Source organism: Bacillus sp. R45, assembly GCF_021729365.1.
In the GTDB taxonomy this organism is placed as follows: domain Bacteria; phylum Bacillota; class Bacilli; order Bacillales; family Bacillaceae; genus Bacillus; species Bacillus velezensis.
The window spans coordinates 2,647,247-2,659,378 of record NZ_CP091421.1; the positions used below are offsets into that span (position 1 = coordinate 2,647,247).

The 12,132-nt window shown below is 47.2% G+C and carries 15 protein-coding genes; 2 read left to right on the forward strand and 13 right to left on the reverse strand.

Annotated elements, in window-relative coordinates:
• Positions 1 to 6: 6 nt before the first annotated feature.
• The 3 genes from L3V45_RS12945 to L3V45_RS12955 all read right to left on the reverse strand — a co-directional run bounded on the left by L3V45_RS12945 (position 7) and on the right by L3V45_RS12955 (position 3,188).
• On the reverse strand, positions 7 to 504 hold the full coding sequence (locus L3V45_RS12945) for a cation:proton antiporter regulatory subunit (protein ID WP_236837028.1): 498 nt from the start codon (positions 502 to 504) through the stop codon (positions 7 to 9).
• 131 nt (positions 505 to 635) lie between these two features.
• The gene (gene secDF / locus L3V45_RS12950) at positions 636 to 2,855 is read right to left on the reverse strand and encodes a protein translocase subunit SecDF (protein WP_003152704.1); all 2,220 of its coding nucleotides are present in this window, start codon (positions 2,853 to 2,855) and stop codon (positions 636 to 638) included.
• A gap of 36 nt (positions 2,856 to 2,891) precedes the next feature.
• Positions 2,892 to 3,188 carry a post-transcriptional regulator gene (locus L3V45_RS12955; protein WP_003152702.1) on the reverse strand — a complete coding sequence of 99 codons (297 nt, stop codon included), beginning with the start codon at positions 3,186 to 3,188 and terminating at the stop codon, positions 2,892 to 2,894.
• Positions 3,189 to 3,303: 115 nt separating this feature from the next.
• Here L3V45_RS12955 and spoVB point away from each other — a divergent pair, with 115 nt between their 5' ends.
• On the forward strand, positions 3,304 to 4,860 hold the full coding sequence (gene spoVB, locus L3V45_RS12960) for a stage V sporulation protein B (RefSeq protein ID WP_236837029.1): 1,557 nt from the start codon (positions 3,304 to 3,306) through the stop codon (positions 4,858 to 4,860).
• A 7-nt stretch (positions 4,861 to 4,867) separates the two neighbouring features.
• Here the strand turns inward: spoVB and L3V45_RS12965 are convergent, their stop codons facing one another.
• On the reverse strand, positions 4,868 to 5,524 hold the full coding sequence (locus L3V45_RS12965; RefSeq protein ID WP_003152699.1) for a DUF421 domain-containing protein: 657 nt from the start codon (positions 5,522 to 5,524) through the stop codon (positions 4,868 to 4,870).
• Between the two features lie 166 nt (positions 5,525 to 5,690).
• Here L3V45_RS12965 and L3V45_RS12970 point away from each other — a divergent pair, with 166 nt between their 5' ends.
• On the forward strand, positions 5,691 to 6,077 hold the full coding sequence (locus tag L3V45_RS12970; RefSeq protein WP_003152697.1) for a TIGR04086 family membrane protein: 387 nt from the start codon (positions 5,691 to 5,693) through the stop codon (positions 6,075 to 6,077).
• A 51-nt stretch (positions 6,078 to 6,128) separates the two neighbouring features.
• On the opposite strand, the gene yajC is transcribed toward L3V45_RS12970, so the two are convergent.
• The 9 genes from yajC to L3V45_RS13010 all read right to left on the reverse strand — a co-directional run bounded on the left by yajC (position 6,129) and on the right by L3V45_RS13010 (position 12,082).
• Positions 6,129 to 6,389 (reverse strand): preprotein translocase subunit YajC, encoded by a 261-nt coding sequence (yajC, locus tag L3V45_RS12975; protein WP_003152695.1) that lies wholly within the window; start codon positions 6,387 to 6,389, stop codon positions 6,129 to 6,131.
• 30 nt (positions 6,390 to 6,419) lie between these two features.
• Complete coding sequence (tgt, locus tag L3V45_RS12980; protein ID WP_014305500.1) at positions 6,420 to 7,565, reverse strand: tRNA guanosine(34) transglycosylase Tgt; 1,146 nt, start codon at positions 7,563 to 7,565, stop codon at positions 6,420 to 6,422.
• A gap of 27 nt (positions 7,566 to 7,592) precedes the next feature.
• Positions 7,593 to 8,621, reverse strand: a complete 1,029-nt coding sequence (gene queA, locus L3V45_RS12985; RefSeq protein ID WP_003152692.1) for a tRNA preQ1(34) S-adenosylmethionine ribosyltransferase-isomerase QueA — start codon at positions 8,619 to 8,621, stop codon at positions 7,593 to 7,595.
• Between the two features lie 25 nt (positions 8,622 to 8,646).
• Positions 8,647 to 8,847 (reverse strand): DUF2905 domain-containing protein, encoded by a 201-nt coding sequence (locus L3V45_RS12990; protein ID WP_196616052.1) that lies wholly within the window; start codon positions 8,845 to 8,847, stop codon positions 8,647 to 8,649.
• Positions 8,840 to 9,844 carry a Holliday junction branch migration DNA helicase RuvB gene (gene ruvB, locus L3V45_RS12995; protein ID WP_003152685.1) on the reverse strand — a complete coding sequence of 335 codons (1,005 nt, stop codon included), beginning with the start codon at positions 9,842 to 9,844 and terminating at the stop codon, positions 8,840 to 8,842. The genes L3V45_RS12990 and ruvB overlap by 8 nt, the downstream gene beginning before the upstream one ends.
• A 10-nt stretch (positions 9,845 to 9,854) precedes the next feature.
• Positions 9,855 to 10,460, reverse strand: a complete 606-nt coding sequence (ruvA, locus tag L3V45_RS13000) for a Holliday junction branch migration protein RuvA (protein WP_003152683.1) — start codon at positions 10,458 to 10,460, stop codon at positions 9,855 to 9,857.
• Between the two features lie 134 nt (positions 10,461 to 10,594).
• On the reverse strand, positions 10,595 to 11,104 hold the full coding sequence (locus tag L3V45_RS13005; protein ID WP_012118093.1) for an intercompartmental signaling factor BofC: 510 nt from the start codon (positions 11,102 to 11,104) through the stop codon (positions 10,595 to 10,597).
• Positions 11,105 to 11,235: 131 nt separating this feature from the next.
• A complete protein-coding gene (locus L3V45_RS19675; RefSeq protein ID WP_374700710.1) occupies positions 11,236 to 11,355 on the reverse strand; it encodes a hypothetical protein in 120 nt (39 codons plus the stop codon).
• 133 nt (positions 11,356 to 11,488) lie between these two features.
• Entirely contained in the window at positions 11,489 to 12,082 is a 594-nt protein-coding gene (locus L3V45_RS13010; protein WP_003152677.1) for a YhcN/YlaJ family sporulation lipoprotein, read from the reverse strand.
• Positions 12,083 to 12,132: the final 50 nt, after the last annotated feature.

The window sequence follows — 12,132 nt, forward strand, 5'->3', positions numbered from 1 at the left end:
CCGGTCTCAGGAAATCCGGGCCGTTAATTGCTCGCGGACCAGCTTTTTCAGTCCGCTTCTTTCTCCCGATATAACGAGGGTGTCCCCTTCTTCAATTACGGTATCAATGCCGGGGCTCAGCTGTTTTTGCCGGTTTTTCTTCACGATCGCAATAAGCTGGACGTTGTAATGTTTCTTGATCTCCAAATCTCCGATTGTGCGGCTGACAGCCGGTGCATGAGATTCGGCTTTAAACCACTCAATGACGAGGTCATCAAGCGCGACTTCCACAGATTCCAGCGCTTTCGGCTTATACGTCATCCCGCCTAAAATAGCGGAAATCTGCCTCGCCTCTTCGTCGTTAAATTCAACAGATGCCAAGCATTCGTCATAATCATTCTCATCGAAGTAATAGAGCTCTTTTCTGCCGTCATCATGAAGAATAATACTGATTTTATCGTGATTTTTCGTAATGACTTCTACTTTCTGGCCGATGCCCGGAAGCTCCGACTCACGAACGTTCATAAGAACCCCCCTACATGTTTTTACAATGATGATTGATTATGTAAGCGTATGTCATTATAGCAAATGCAGGTTTTAAGTTCAATGCGGCCTAAAAAAAACAGGCTGCCTTCCGGAAGACAGCCTGTTTCCTTTTACTCTTCGATTGATTTTTTCCCTTTAAATTCTTTTCCTTTCCATACAAGCCACAGCTGCGCGGCGATGTAAAGAGAGGAATAAACGCCCGTCAATAAACCGACCAATAAAGCGACGGAGAAGTTTGTAATTGACGATGAGCCCAAAATGAGCAGCACGACGACCACAATCACAACGGTCAAGACCGTATTGATCGAACGTGTAAAGGTTTGCTGCAAGCTCAGATTCACGATATGTTCCAGATCGGCAAATGACTTCGGCTTGCGTTTTTTCATCTGCTCGCGTATCCGGTCAAATGTAACGATCGTATCATTTATCGAGTAACCGATTATGGTGAGAATAGCGGCGATAAAGGTTACGTCAACCTCCAGCCTTGTAATGCTGAAAAACGCGACGATAAAGAAAGCGTCATACAGCAGGGATACAATCGCGGCGATTGCCATTCTGTACTCGAAACGGATTGACACGTAAATAATGATGCCGATTGATGCAATTGCCACGGCATATAAAGCATTACGGGCCAGTTCTTTTCCGACTGTCGGCGATACCGTGCTGACGTTCGGTTCAGATCCGTATTTGTCCTTAAAGTACGTTTTGATTTCAGCGATTTTTTCTTTAGATGGCTCTCCGACAAAACGGGCCGCGGCAACATGGTTCTCTTTACCCGAGAGCACGATGTTTTCCGGATCCATGCCGAGAGAGTCAAAGTCTTTTTCAACCTGCTGCGCCGTCAATGCATGATTGCTCTGCACATCAATCCGCGCACCGCTTGCAAAATCGATTCCCAGGTTGAGTTTAAAGACCAGTAAGATGATAATTCCCGCAATGGTTACAGCGCTTGAGAAAATAAAGAAATATTTTCGTTTGCTCGTGAAATCCCATTTCTGGAATGCCGTATGCGGTTCAGTATTTTCATCTGTTTTTTGAATGTCCATAATATGTTTTTTCTTGACGCCGAACCAGCTTTTTTTCCGGTCAAGCCATCTGCTTTCCACAAGAAGGGCGAGCAGGAATCTTGAAAGGAAGACAGCTGTAATAAAGCTTGTCAGTATTGACAAAATCAGCATCGTCGCAAACCCTTTTACAGAGCTTGTCCCGAAAATAAAGAGCACGACCGCTGCGATGATCGTTGTGATGTTCGCATCAAAGATCGTCGCAAATGACCGTCTGTTCCCTGAACGGAAAGCTGAGCGGACGGATTTGCCGAGTTTCAGTTCTTCTTTTATCCGTTCATAGGTGATGATGTTGGCGTCAACCGCCATCCCGACACCCAAAATGAGCGCCGCAATACCCGGAAGCGTCAGCACCGCCTGCATCCAGTCAAACACTTGAAGCGTAATATACACGTATACAGAAAGCGTAATGACCGCTATGAGTCCAGGCAGTCTGTAATAAAGCAGCATAAATAAGAAAACAATTGCAATACCGATGATGCCGGCCTCTACCGTATCATGCAAAGCCTGCTGTCCGAATTGCGCCCCTACTGAAGTAGAGTATTTTTCGGTCAGTTTCACAGGCAGCGCACCCGCGTTTAAAATATTGGCCAAGTCCTTCGCTTTTTGAACGGTGAACTGACCTTCAATCGTGACATCCTTCGTGTTTAATTCCTGGCTCACATTCGGAGCGGATACATATTTCGGATGTTTTTTGCCGACTTCTTTTTTAAATGAATCGCCCTTTTGGTAATCAAGCCAGATCACAAGCTGATTATTAGGGGCCATTTTCTTGACTTTTTTCGTCACTTCTCCGAACTTATCCGCATCCTTCAGCTTAACGCTGACAATCGGTTCGTTCGTCGTCGGATCAAAGGTTTGCTTCGCGCCGTTTTCCACGAGATCAGAGCCGTTTAACAGCTCTTTATCATTCGTATCCCTGAACGAGAGCTGCGCTTCCGTTGACAGAATTTCGCGCGCCCTGTTCTGATTCGTGACGCCCGCCAGCTGAACGCGTATGCGGTTATTTCCTTCAATCTGAATGTTCGGCTCGCTTACGCCGAGAACGTTAGCCCGGCGGTTCAGCGCCTGCACCGTGCTGACGAGCACGTCTTTTGTGATTTTATCGCCTTTTTTGACGGGCTGCACATCGTACAGAACTTCAAACCCGCCGCGTAAATCCAATCCTAACGTAATATTATTGGCAGCCGGTTTTGTAAAATACCCCAGCCCTGTGCCGATCAATAATACGATCAGGAAAAACGCAATCAAGCGTCCTTTTTTCATTATGTATTTCCTCCTTAAACCTATGCCGTCAAATCATTATCTCAGCAGTTCATCCAAAGCTTCCTGACCCTCATCGCTTTCCAGCCAATTAGACGACTTAAAAGCTTCAACGGTTGCATAGTTCATAAAATCGCCAATTTTAACTGATAAAATATTACCGGCCAATTCATGCAGCGGCAGTTCCTTTTTCTGTTTCCACTTTTTATGTATTAAGTATGACCATAAACTCTCGTGCTCAACATCATCGTATCCGAGGATTTTGAACTCTTCAAGTTTACTGTACAAGAAAGGCCGCAAATGATCTTTGTACATTTCGGCGGGATGTTTCTCCACTGGGCGCTCGCTCCTTTTTCCATTTTTCTCGAAGACTTGTCATGCTCGGACGACATCGGCGCATATCTTTATTGTATATGATTCCAGGTAGTTTGAGAAGGCAGGGGTTTATAAAATGGGAAAACAGACTTTTTTAAGGGGCACTCTTATTCTCATTGCAGCCGGGATGATTACGAGAATGCTCGGCTTTGTCAACCGGGTGGTTATCGCCCGGTTTATCGGTGAAGAAGGGGTCGGTTTATACATGATGGCTGCCCCGACATTTTTCTTGGCCACCACTTTGACTCAATTCGGCCTCCCCGTTGCCATCAGCAAACTTGTCGCTGAAGCAAGCGCGCGGGGGGACCGGCAGAAAATGAAACACATTTTAGTGATGGCGCTTACCGTCACCGGGATATTAAGTCTCATCTTCACGCCGCTGTTTTTATGCTTTGCGCCGATTATGTCAGAAACGATGCTGACGGATCAGCGCACGGTTTACCCGCTTCTGGCGATTACGCCCGTCGTGCCGATTATCGCGATATCCAGCGTGCTGCGCGGTTACTTTCAGGGCAGGCAGAATATGAACCCGCTGGCGTTTTCCCAAGTGCTTGAGCAGATCGTGCGGATTTCACTTGTCGCAGTCTGCACGACGGTGTTTCTGCCGTACGGAATTGAATATGCCGCAGCAGGAGCCATGATTTCGTCTGTCATCGGGGAGCTTGCCTCTCTTATTTATTTATTCATTTGTTTTAAAGCAAATAAAACAATCAGAATCAGAAAACAATTTTTCAAGTCGATTGCAAATGGAAAAGAAACCTTCCGCCAGCTGATGAGCGTGTCGCTCCCGACAACCGGAAGCCGCTTCATCGGAAATTTATCTTGGTTTTTTGAACCTATTGTCGTCGCGCAGAGCCTTGCGATTGCAGGAGTGGCCACCGCTGCCGCCACCAGCCAGTACGGGGAGCTGACCGGATTTGCCATGACGGTTTTGACGCTGCCCAGCTTTATAACCTATTCTCTGTCAACGGCGCTTGTTCCTGCGATCAGTGAAGGAATGGAGCAAAAAAAGCTGCAAGTTGTCGAATACCGTCTGGAACAGGCGATGAGGCTGTGTCTTTTAAGCGGAGGCATTTCGGTGGTTATTTTATTCTCTTTCGCTGATGAACTGATGTCCGTCATGTACGGATCAACTAATGCGGCGGTATTTGTTAAAGTGATGGCGCCGTTTTTTCTGCTTTACTATTTTCAGGGGCCTCTTCAGGCGGTGCTGCAGGCTCTCAATTTAGCCGGGGCCGCCATGATGAACAGTTTTATCGGCGCCGCTGTCAAAACCGGCCTAATTTTTGTTTTGGCGACCAGGCCTTCCTTAGGCATCATGGGCGCCGCACTTGCGATTGTAACGGGGATGGTCCTTGTCACCCTGCTGCATGCGGCCACCGTAAGCAAGGTGCTTCCGATCAGCATTAAAATAAAAGAATACGCGCTCTGTTTTGCCGTCATATTCATTTGCGGTTATGTCAGCCGCATCATCAAGCACACCGTTCATTTTTCAGGATCAGAGGCTGTTAATCTCACAGGCTGGATTGCAATGACCGCGATTTTGTACATTGCGCTGCTTCTGTTATTCAGGCTGATTAAAAGGGAAGAGCTGATCCGGATTCCGGTCATCGGCAAGTTCGTGACGCGGTGAAGCCGATTTATGGCTCCCCTTTTTCATCTTTGAGATCAATAAAAAAAGCGCCGTCCGTAAACGTGCAGAATGATATAACCGAAAGATCGCGATATCCTCTTTTTGCTAAATTTTTTTCAAGCCAGTGTTTATCTTTCCCGATTCTGTCCAGATGCTCATTCTGAATGACCCCGTCAACGATAAGCGATGTTTCCATCTGCTTATCCTTATTGTTTTTCTTTTTGACGATTGACAGTTTGCCCGAAGACTCCAAAATGGCGTACGACACGTCAGAGATTCTATCGATGTTATTCTCCCTCAGCTGCATAAGAAGATCGTCAAAATTGTAGCGCTGCGATCTCATCGCCCGTTCATCAATTTTTCCCTGTTTTATAATAATGGTGGGTTTTCCGTCAAGCAGCTGCCGTATTTTTTGGCTTTTGAGAGAAATAAAAGCAAGGCTTACTTGAATAATCATTAAAACGACAATCGGCACAATTGTATGCAAAAGCTTATCTTTTACATTTTCAATTGCCAATACGGCAATCTCGGCAATCATAATGGAGACGACAAGGTCTAAAATGCTCAGTTCTCCGATTTCCCGTTTTCCCATCAGTCTGAAAATCACAAGAATGATAAAATAAAGCACAATCGTACGAAACGTAATAATGAAAATATCTTCCATATCGCACCTCCAACGGTCATAGCATTTGCCATCGGCTCTGAATTATGTAAGAAACGGGCTGAACATCATGCATTTACGTCTAATTCGAACATTCAGAGAATACATTTAGAAAAAGACGGGCTCCGGCTTGTCATATATCAGGCCGCAGAGCGGAGAGGAGATAAAAATGGAAGAAACGAAACAAGTGGGAAGAGGCGTCTTGTACGGCTTAGTGGCTATTTTTGCGGTGATGCTTCTTACGAGTTTGGCGATTTCGCTTTTACTGACAGTCACCTCAATGGAAGAATCATCTTTCAGCTGGCTGATCACCGCGCTTTCTTTTCTTTCTTTATTTGCGGGAGGTTTTATATCGGGCGGCAAAGCGAAGGAAAAAGGCTGGATGATCGGAGCGTTAACCGCCGTCTGTTTTTCATTAATCATCTTGCTTTTTCAATATTTAGGGTTCGGAAAAACGTTTACATCCGGTCAGCTTTTGTTTCATCTCGGCTTTTTGGGAGTCAGTATGCTGGGCGGCATTTTCGGAGTGAATTTGAAAGGAAGCAGATCAGCGTAATAAAAAAAGAGCGGATTCTCCGCTCTTTTTTTGTATGTATGAGCTTCGCTGTTATTCAGCGGAAGCTTCTCTGATTGCGCGGCGGTCAAATGTTAAACGGGTGTTATCACCTGTTTTAATGACGACCTTGCTTTCATCAATTGAATCAACAGTGCCGTGCAATCCTCCGATTGTCACCACTGAATCCCCTTTTTTCAGCTCTTCCTGCATCTGGCGGACGGCCTTCTGCTGCTTTTGCTGCGGACGGATGAGCAGGAAATAAAGCACTGCAAACATTAAAATAATAGGAACGATTGTGCCTAAAGTACCCATCTGTTTCCCTCCTTTCATGAATGGTTTTATTTAGAAGCTTTTCGCATTTGGCTTATTATAGCCGTAACGCTCAAAGAACTCTTCTCGGAAATCACCAAGACGATCCTCCCGGATGGCTTGTCTGACCTGCTCCATTAAGTGTAACAGAAAATGAAGGTTATGGTAAGTTGTTAATCGAATTCCAAACGTTTCATTACAGCGGATCAAATGTCTGATGTAAGCGCGGGAGTAATTTTGGCATGTATGGCAGCTGCACTCTTCGTCAATCGGACGGAAATCACGCTCATATTTGGCGTTTTTCATATTCAGACGCCCTTCATTCGTAAACACCGTGCCGTTTCGGGCAATCCGGGTCGGCAGTACGCAGTCAAACATATCCACGCCGCGGATGGCGCCGTCAATTAAGGCATCCGGTGAACCCACACCCATTAAATATCTCGGCTTGTCCTTCGGTAAAAGCGGGGTTGTAAACTCAAGCACTCGGTTCATGACGTGCTTCGGCTCGCCGACAGATAATCCGCCTATGGCATACCCCGGAAAATCAAGCGAAACCAAGTCTTTTGCACTTTGTGTCCGCAGGTCTTCGTATTCTCCGCCCTGTACGATTCCGAACAGCCCCTGCTCATCTGAGCGCCCGTGCGCCTCCAGGCAGCGTTCCGCCCAGCGGCTGGTCCGTTCCACAGAGCGTTTCATGTAATCATACTCTGCCGGATACGGCGGACACTCATCAAACGCCATCATGATATCAGAGCCGAGGGCGTTTTGAATTTCCATCGCTTTTTCCGGAGATAAAAACAGCTTGTCTCCGTTTAAGTGATTGCGGAAATGAACACCTTCTTCTTCTATATTACGAAACTTGCTCAATGAAAAGACCTGAAAACCGCCGGAATCTGTTAAAATCGCGCGGTCCCAGTTCATAAACTTATGAAGCCCGCCCGCTTCTTTTACAATGTCGTGTCCCGGGCGGAGCCATAAATGGTACGTATTGCTTAAAATAATGCCCGCATCCATAGATTTCAGCTCATCCGGAGACATCGTCTTTACCGTAGCAAGCGTGCCGACCGGCATAAATACAGGCGTCTCAAAGGAGCCGTGGGGCGTATGAACTCTGCCCAGCCGCGCTCCCGTTTGTTTGCATTCCTTTATAAATTCATAACGTATCGGTTGTTCAGCCACTTTGTATGAGGCCTCCTGTCATTCAAATTAGATAATCAGCATGGCGTCGCCAAAGCTGAAGAAACGGTATTCCTCCTCTACCGCATGACGGTAGGCGGAAAGAACATGCTCTCTGCCGGCAAGCGCAGAAACGAGCATGATAAGGGAAGATTTCGGCAGATGAAAATTGGTGATCATGCCGTCAATCGCTTTAAATTCATATCCCGGATAAATGAAGATGGACGTCCAGCCGCTTGAAGCGGTAAATACGCCGTCATGCTCGCCGGCAATGGTTTCCAGGGTGCGCGTTGATGTCGTCCCGACCGACACGATGCGCCCTCCCGCCTTTCTGACCTCGTTTAAAGAGGCGGCGGTTTCTTCCGTCATTTCATAAAATTCCGCGTGCATGTTATGCTCTTCCACATCATCCGCACTGACCGGGCGGAATGTGCCGAGTCCCACATGAAGTGTGATAAATTCAATCCGCACACCCTTTTGCTTCAGCTCGTCCAGAATCTCTTCCGTAAAATGAAGTCCGGCCGTCGGAGCTGCGGCAGATCCGATTTCTTTTGAAAAGACGGTCTGATACCGTTCTTTATCATCAAGCTGCTCTTTAATATAAGGAGGCAGCGGCATTTCACCGAGTGATTCAAGCACTTCGTAAAAAATCCCGTCATACCGGAATTCTATTTTTCTGCCTCCGTGATCAAGCTCCTCCGTGCAGACCGCTGTCAGCCGGCCGTCGCCAAATGTCAGGACCGTTCCTTTTTTTACGCGTTTCGCCGGCTTTACGAGCGTTTCCCATGTATCATTTTCTTCCTGTTTTAATAACAGAAGCTCCACTTTCGCTCCCGTATCTTCTTTTGTGCCGAATAATCTTGCAGGCAGCACACGGGTATTGTTCAAGACGAGACAATCCCCTTCATTAAAAAAGCTTACAATCTCTTTAAATGAACTGTCCGTCAGCCCGCCCGTCTGTTTGTCGAGCACCATCAGCCGCGATGCGTCACGTTCTTTCAGCGGCACTTGGGCAATGAGGCGTTCAGGCAGTTCAAAATCAAATAAATCGACTTTCATCATTTCACCTTTATTCTGTCTATTGTTATTTCATTCTGCCGAAAAAATTAAGCAGAATGGATAGTATCACACTGATCACAATACAAGTGACAACGGGAAAGAAAAATGTAACATTTCCCTTCTTAACGAAAATATCTCCGGGCAGCCTTCCGACAAAGTGCCAGACTGCGCCGGCCATAAGCAAAACGGCACCGAGAAACATGAGAACCTTCGGAAAGTCAGTCACGGGCGGGCGCCTCCAATCGAAAATGTTCATACACAGCCGGAGTCACGACCCGTCCCCTCGGCGTCCTCTGGAGAAATCCGATCTGCAGCAGATACGGTTCGTACACATCCTCTATTGTATGCGGTTCTTCGCCGATTGTCGCGGAAATCGTATCAAGGCCGACGGGACCGCCGCTGAATTTTTCGATCATGCCCATCAGCAGCTTATGGTCGATATGGTCAAGGCCGAGCGCATCGACTTGAAGACGTTCGAGCGCGTCGTGAGCGATTTCTTCCGTGATGCGGCTGTCGCCGAGCACCTGGGCAAAATCCCTCACCCTTCTGAGAAGCCGGTTTGCAACCCGCGGCGTTCCCCTTGACCGTCTGGCGATCTCCAGAGCCGGAGCTTCTTCGATATCCACTTCAAAAACGTCAGCCGTTCTTGACACGATATCTGTCAGCTCTTCCTGCGTATAGTATTCAAGACGCGACAGCACCCCGAACCGGTCTCTGAGCGGTGCGGTCAATAATCCGACCCTTGTCGTCGCTCCTACAAGCGTAAAAGGGGGAAGGTCGAGACGGACGGAGCGGGCGGACGGGCCTTTTCCAATGACGATATCAAGGCAGAAATCCTCCATCGCCGGGTACAGCACTTCCTCAATCGAGCGGTTCAGCCTGTGAATTTCGTCTATAAACAGCACATCCCCTGGTTCGAGCGCCGTCAAGATGGCTGCCAAATCTCCCGGTCTTTCGATGGCGGGACCTGACGTCGTCCGCATCTCCACCCCCATCTCATTGGCCACGATAGACGCAAGCGTTGTTTTCCCGAGACCCGGAGGCCCGTATAAAAGAACGTGGTCCAGCGTTTCCTGCCTCATTTTCGCCGCATCGATAAACACGCGCAGATTTTCTTTCACCTTCTTTTGGCCGATATACTGGGCGAGATTCTGCGGCCTGAGGCTTTGCTCGATTATTGATTCATGGCTGTCTGCTTCACTTGAAACGAGCCGTTCATCCATGAACATCACCTTACTTTAATAATTTTTGCAATGCTTTTTTCACATATTGATCTGTTGAAAGCGCCGTTTCCTCTTTTAAGTGAGGAAGCACTTTTTTAATTTCTTTTTCGGCGTAGCCGAGAACCCTAAGCGCTTCAAGCGCCTCGTCAAGCGCCGTTTCAGCCTCTTGTTTTTCAATGCGCGCTTCATGATTGAACAGGTTGTCAATCATTTCAGGCACGACGTCGGCCAGTTTGCCTTTCAAATCAAGAATAATCTGCCGCGCCGTTTTTTTGCCCACACCCGGAAATTTCACCAAAAAGGCTTCATCTTCCTGTTCGATCGCTTCGATGACGGCTCCGGGGTCACCGGAACCGAGGATGGCGAGCGCCCCTTTCGGCCCGATGCCGGTGACGTTCAGCAGCTTTGTGAAAAGCGCTTTTTCTTCCCGGGTTGAAAAACCGTACAAAGAAAAGGCGTCTTCTTTTATATGATGATACGTAAAAATGGTCTCTTGATTGCTTACCTTATAAATAAACGGGTTCGGAGTGAAGACCTGATAGCCGATTCCGCCGTTTTCAATCACGATGTATTGGGGAGATACATAATCAATCGTCCCCTTCACGAATTCAATCACACCTATTCACCTCTTTGACTGCTTATCATTGTAACACAAAAACAGCCAAAGTCTTATAGAAAAGTTAACGTATGTTCGCTTTGACATCTTCCATTCAGAAAAAAAAGACATGTGTCACATGTCTTGCGTCAAAGTCATCCGCTGTAAGTCTTAATATGATCGATCACGCTCTCAAACTCCGCTTTTGTCCTGTACGGTATGCCGTGTTCCAAGTGCTTTTGCAATCGGCTTTCCAGCCTTTCTATATCAATCTGGAAGAAAGATTGGATCGGCTCGGCCAGCGATCCGGGACGGCCGTGAAAAGTGGAGATGACGCCTCCGTCCGTGACGCCGATATAACCGTTAACCTTACTGAGCGGAGAAATGTCATCAACATGCTTACGGAAAAGAACGAAGCCTTTTTTCTGCTCAACGAGCGTCCAACCCGCATATGCGGCCCAAAAATCCTCCATCGCCAAAACGGTTTCATCCGTATGTTCGATGCCGACATCACCGTCCAGATAGACCTTTTCCAGCTGGACGTGCACCCGAAGCGGCCCGTAATGCTCAACCTCCGCCCCGTATGCGCCTTTTCCTCCGCAAATCAGGACTGCAGCCGATAAGATAAGCATAAACAATAGACGAGCACCGCAAATTCGTTTCACCAATAACACCTCTTTATTCAATCAAACTCTTGATGCTAGTTTGACCAAAGATGCCGGTGCTTAACCGTTTTCTTTCATTTGTCTGTTTCAGCCAAAAAAAAGCAGCCTCTACATGAAGGCTGCCCCGATGATTATGTCCGGCCGGCTGAAATCAGTTTCATTTGTCCGGACGTCAGTTTGAGCCGGTATCCCCTTACGGTCAGATACACAGTTTTTTCTCCGAGGCTTTTGTCATGCTCCGTTTTTTTCATTCCGGCCCCTCCGTTACGTTTTATTACTTTTATGTTAACACCGCAACATAAAGAGCGTTTTAAGAATATGTAAAGAAATGATGAAGCTTTATCCATAAAAATACTGCCGGATGAAATCATCCGGCAGTCCCGTTTAACGGCTGTTTCTGTTCATGTCTTGCAGCTTTGTAAAAGTAGCGTTGTCGGTAAACACTTGAATTGTACGGCCGTCCGCAAATCTTTTGGCCGCATGTTTGACATGTTTATCATCATTTTTCGTAAAAGGATGATTTGTTCTGACGGCAATGACGACTCTCGTGTCAGTCACGATGACCTGACTATCCTGTACGCCTTTTACTTTTTTCACGCGGTTTGCAACTTTTGCCGCCAGCCTGATGTTTTCGGCGTTGTCATACCCATTATAAGACATAGCTGCCGGCGGCGTATTGACATTTCGGCCGTTATATGTGCCGTCCGTCGTTAACGGAACCCCGTCATTAGGCGCATACTGGTCAGACACGTTTGTCGTATTATGACGGCCGTTTCGGTTTTCCATCATTTCAGAAACGGGTCCTTGATGGTCCATTCCGTACTGGCGTCTGCCGTTATCATTATCATTCGAATAATATCCGACCGGACGTGTTGACTGATTGTAGCGTCCGTCATTCATGGCATTATTTGCTCCGCATGCCGTTAAGCTTGCCGTCACGGCTAAAACGCCTGCGATCGTCATCAGTTTTTTACCCAATGGAAAAACCCCCCGTGGATTCATCGCTGTTTGAGCGTTTTCCGCTCATG

What these genes read in the sequence shown, in the direction of transcription:
- L3V45_RS12945 (WP_236837028.1), bottom strand. Translation starts at nt 504, where the DNA reads ATGAACGTTCGTGAGTCGGAGCTTCCGGGCATCGGCCAGAAAGTAGAA.
- secDF (WP_003152704.1), bottom strand. Translation starts at nt 2,855, where the DNA reads ATGAAAAAAGGACGCTTGATTGCGTTTTTCCTGATCGTATTATTGATC.
- spoVB (WP_236837029.1), top strand. Translation starts at nt 3,304, where the DNA reads ATGGGAAAACAGACTTTTTTAAGGGGCACTCTTATTCTCATTGCAGCC.
- L3V45_RS12965 (WP_003152699.1), bottom strand. Translation starts at nt 5,524, where the DNA reads ATGGAAGATATTTTCATTATTACGTTTCGTACGATTGTGCTTTATTTT.
- L3V45_RS12970 (WP_003152697.1), top strand. Translation starts at nt 5,691, where the DNA reads ATGGAAGAAACGAAACAAGTGGGAAGAGGCGTCTTGTACGGCTTAGTG.
- yajC (WP_003152695.1), bottom strand. Translation starts at nt 6,389, where the DNA reads ATGGGTACTTTAGGCACAATCGTTCCTATTATTTTAATGTTTGCAGTG.
- queA (WP_003152692.1), bottom strand. Translation starts at nt 8,621, where the DNA reads ATGAAAGTCGATTTATTTGATTTTGAACTGCCTGAACGCCTCATTGCC.
- ruvB (WP_003152685.1), bottom strand. Translation starts at nt 9,844, where the DNA reads ATGGATGAACGGCTCGTTTCAAGTGAAGCAGACAGCCATGAATCAATA.
- L3V45_RS19675 (WP_374700710.1), bottom strand. Translation starts at nt 11,355, where the DNA reads ATGAAAAAAACGGAGCATGACAAAAGCCTCGGAGAAAAAACTGTGTAT.